This window comes from Streptomyces phytophilus, from assembly GCF_013870535.1.
Lineage (GTDB): Bacteria > Actinomycetota > Actinomycetes > Streptomycetales > Streptomycetaceae > Streptomyces > Streptomyces phytophilus.
The window spans coordinates 1-3,980 of record NZ_JACBXC010000541.1; the positions used below are offsets into that span (position 1 = coordinate 1).

Below are 3,980 nucleotides of genomic sequence, written 5' to 3' on the forward strand. Positions count from 1 at the left end.
GGCGCATGAGCCAGGAGCGGCGCCTGACCTCGGGGTCAGCCATGTAGTCGGCGTACGTGACGAGTCTCTGCGCCCGCGGATCCCGCCGCCAGACCCCGTTCGGGCCGCGGTAGTCGGGGATGCCGGAGTCCGTGGAGATCCCGGCACCGCTGAGGATCGCCACCAGCGGGCGCCGCCCCGTACCCTCCGTCGCCGCAGCCATGCGCACAGCGTATGGCCCGCGCGCCCCCGGCCGCGCCCGGCTTTTCGCGGACGCCGGTCCGGGCGCGCAGGTCCGCCGGGCTCTGCCCGGTGCCGGTCCTGGTGCCGGTCCCGGTGCCGGCCCGTCCGCCGCATTCCGCGTCCGGGGCTCCCGCATGGTTCGATGGACATATGATCGACGACTTCGTGGCCTCCGCCGACGCCCTCGACCGGGTCGAGGACGCCCTGCGCAAGGCGGCGGCCGAGGAGGTCATGCCCCGCTTCCGGCAGCTCGGCGCGGACGAGATCATGCAGAAGGACGGCCCGCACGACCTGGTCACGGTCGCCGACCAGCACGCCGAGCTGCACCTGGAGCGCAACCTCACCGCGCTGCTGCCCGGCTCCGTGCTCGTCGGCGAGGAGGGCACGCACGCCGACCCCGGCCGGCTCGCCGCCCTGCGCGGGGACGCGCCGGTGTGGATCGTCGACCCGGTCGACGGCACCCGGCAGTTCGTCCGCGGCGAGCCCGGCTTCTGCATGCTCGTCGCGCTCGCGCACCGCGGCGAGGTGCTGGTCTCCTGGACGTACCTGCCGGCCAAGGACGTCATGGCCGTCGCCCGCCGCGGCGGCGGCGCGCACCTCGCCGGCGGCGAGGAACTGCACGCCGGTGTGCCCGAGCCCGGCCACGAGCTGCACGTCGCCGTCTCCCACCACGACTTCACCACCGACGCCGAGAAGCGGGCCCTCGCCCGTCTCGACGTCCCCGGGGTACGGGCCCGGCCCTGCGGCTCCGCCGGGCACGACTACCTGTCCGTGGCCCGCGGCGAGATCGACGCCGTCGCGTTCTCCTGGGAGAAGCCCTGGGACCACGCCGCCGGGCTGCTGCTCGTCGCCGAGGCGGGCGGCGCCAGCGGCACGGTCGCGGGGGAGCCGTTCCGCGTGGCCGGCGGCAACGCCCTGCCGTTCACCGCGGCGCGGGACGCGGAGACGGCGCGGCATATCCTTGCCCTGCTGGCCGGACCGGGCCGGGGCGTACCGGGGGCGGCCCTCTAAGGTGGTCCCTCTGCCGGATCGGGCGGGGGCCCGGCCCGGGAGGTTCCGGCGGAAGAGCCCTGAGCCCAGTCAGCGACGACGGGAGTGGCGAGGCGGATGACGACACTGGTCGACGTGGTGGTCGTAGGCGCGGGGCCCAACGGGCTGACCGCCGCCGTCGAACTCGCCCGGCGCGGCTTCACGGTCGAGGTCTTCGAGGCCCGCGACGCCATCGGCGGCGGGGCGAGCACCGCCGAGCTGACCCTGCCGGGCTTCCGGCACGACCCGTGCTCCGCCGCCCACCCCTTCGGCATCGGCTCCCCGGTCTTCCGCGAACTCCCGCTGGCGGACCACGGGCTGGAGTGGGTGCACAGCGAACTGGCCATGGCCCACCCGTTCCCCGACGGCTCCGCGGCCGTGCTCTCCCGCTCCGTCGGCGAGACGGCGACCTCCCTCGGCCCCCGCGACGCGGGCGTCTACCGGCGGCTGGTCGAGCCGTTCCTCGGCAAGTGGGAGACGCTGTCCTGGGACTTCTTCACCGCCTCGCTGCGCTCCGTGCCCCGCGACCCCGTCACCCTGCTGCGGCTCGGCCAGCTCGCGATGCCCGCGTCGCTGCTGAACCGCCGCTTCGACGGCGCGCACGCCCGCGGCATGATCGCCGGCCTCGCCGCGCACGCCATCGCCCCGCTGCACACGCCGATCACCGCGGCGATGGCCCTGACCTTCGCGCTCGCCGGGCACGCCGTCGGCTGGCCGGTGGCCCGCGGCGGCTCGCAGGCCATCTCCGACGCCCTCGCGGCGTACCTGCGCGAGCTGGGCGGGGAGATCCACACCGGGATCGAGGTCAAGCGGCTGGACGAGCTGCCGCCTGCGCGCGCGTACGTCTTCGACACCACCCCGACCGCGCTGGCGCGCATCGCGGGGCTCGGCGGCGCGTACGACGGCTTCCGCTACGGGCCCTCCGTGTTCAAGATCGACTACGCCCTGGACGGGCCGATGCCGTGGACCTCCGCGGAGGCGCGGCGCGCCACGACCGTGCACGTCGGGCCCACCGAGGGCGAGATCGGCGCGGCCCTCGACGCCGCCGTGCACGGCGTCGAGCCCTCCGTGCCGTTCCTCATCACCTGCCAGCCCACCATCGCCGACCGCACCCGCGCGCCCGAGGGCAAGCACACCTTCTGGGTCTACGGGCACGTGCCCAACAGCTGGGAAGGCGACGCCACCGAGGCCATCGAACGGCAGCTGGAGCGCTTCGCCCCCGGCTTCCGCGACCTCGTGCTGGCCCGCGCCACCGCGGGCCCGCCCCAACTGGCCGCGCGCAACGCCAACTACGTCGGCGGCGACATCGCCGCCGGCGCCTTCTCCGGCATGCAGACCCTGATGCGCCCCCGGCTCTCCCGGGTGCCGTGGGCCACCGTGCACCCCCGCGTCTTCCTGTGCTCCTCGTCCACGTACCCCGGCCCCGGCGTGCACGGGATGGGCGGCCACAACGCGGCCCGCGCGGTGTTCCGCACGCTCACGCGGTCCCGCTGACGGGAGCGTTTCCGGAGCCGGCCGCAGCCGCGGGCATGATGTCGGATTCCCGCTAGCTTTCGCCCCCGCGGTGGCCGAGTCTGGAGGCATGTTCACCGACACGGAGCGCTGCGTACGGGCCGTCCAGTCCAAGGACGCCCGCTTCGACGGCTGGTTCTTCACCGGGGTGCTGACCACCGGCATCTACTGCCGGCCCAGCTGCCCCGTCGTCCCGCCCAAGCCGCAGAACATGCGGTTCTACCCCAGTGCCGCCGCCGCCCAGCAGGCCGGCTTCCGCGCCTGCAAGCGGTGCCGCCCCGACACCAGCCCCGGCTCCCCGGAGTGGAACCACCGGGCCGACCTCACCGCCCGCGCGATGCGGCTCATCGCCGACGGCGTCGTGGACCGCGACGGCGTCGCCGGCCTCGCCGCCCGGCTCGGCTACAGCACCCGCCAGATCGAACGCCAGCTCCGCGCCGAACTCGGCGCGGGACCGCTCGCGCTCGCCCGCGCCCAGCGCGCCCAGACCGCCCGCGTCCTCATCGAGACCTCCCCGCTGCCCATGGGCGACGTCGCCTTCGCCGCCGGCTTCTCCTCCATCCGCACCTTCAACGACACCGTCCAGGAGGTCTTCGCCCTCGCCCCCACGGAACTGCGCCGCCGCGCCACCCGCACCCGCGCCGGCGCGCCCGGCACCCAGGGCACCGCCACCGCCCCCGGCACCATCGGCCTCCGGCTGCCCTTCCGGCAGCCGCTCACCCCCGACAACCTCTTCGGCCACCTCGTCGCCACCGCCGTCCCCGGCGTCGAGGAGTGGCGCGGCGGCGCGTACCGGCGCACGCTGCGCCTCCCGTACGGGCACGGCATCGCCGCGCTCACGCCGCGGCCCGGCCCCCACCCCTATATCTCGGCCCGCCTCGCCCTCACCGACCAGCGCGACCTCGCCATCGCCATCAGCCGCTGCCGCCGGCTGCTCGACCTCGACGCCGACCCCGTCGCCGTCGACGAGCAGCTCGCCCGCGACCCCCAGCTCGCCGAGCTGATCGCCAAGGCGCCGGGACGGCGGGTGCCGCGCACCACGGACGGCGCCGAGTTCGCCGTCCGGGCCGTGCTCGGCCAGCAGGTCTCCACCGCCGCCGCCCGCACCCACGCGGGCCGGCTGGTGACCGCGTACGGCACGGAGATCGAGGACGCCGAAGGCGGCCTCACCCACCTCTTCCCCGAGCCCGGCGCGCTCGCCGGACTCGACCCCGGCC

At 75.9% G+C, this 3,980-nt stretch carries 4 protein-coding genes; 3 read left to right on the forward strand and 1 reads right to left on the reverse strand.

Translation table 11 applies throughout. The annotated features are described in order from the left end of the window. A partial coding sequence (locus H5J30_RS20885; RefSeq protein ID WP_309505589.1) for a Sir2 family NAD-dependent protein deacetylase occupies positions 1-202 on the reverse strand: 202 nt, incomplete at its 3' end. Between the two features lie 170 nt (positions 203-372). Here H5J30_RS20885 and H5J30_RS20890 point away from each other — a divergent pair. The 3 genes from H5J30_RS20890 to H5J30_RS20900 form a co-directional block, all read left to right on the forward strand. Then, positions 373-1,233, forward strand: a complete 861-nt coding sequence (locus H5J30_RS20890; protein ID WP_181788927.1) for an inositol monophosphatase family protein — start codon at positions 373-375, stop codon at positions 1,231-1,233. 96 nt (positions 1,234-1,329) lie between these two features. After that, a complete protein-coding gene (locus tag H5J30_RS20895; protein WP_181788928.1) occupies positions 1,330-2,745 on the forward strand; it encodes a phytoene desaturase family protein in 1,416 nt (471 codons plus the stop codon). 88 nt (positions 2,746-2,833) lie between these two features. After that, positions 2,834-3,980, forward strand: a 1,147-nt coding sequence (locus H5J30_RS20900) for a bifunctional transcriptional activator/DNA repair enzyme AdaA (protein ID WP_181788929.1), incomplete at its 3' end; no start/stop codon positions are given.

Coding starts and splice junctions, on each gene's coding strand:
- H5J30_RS20890 (WP_181788927.1), top strand. CDS start 373: ATGATCGACGACTTCGTGGCCTCCGCCGACGCCCTCGACCGGGTCGAG.
- H5J30_RS20895 (WP_181788928.1), top strand. CDS start 1,330: ATGACGACACTGGTCGACGTGGTGGTCGTAGGCGCGGGGCCCAACGGG.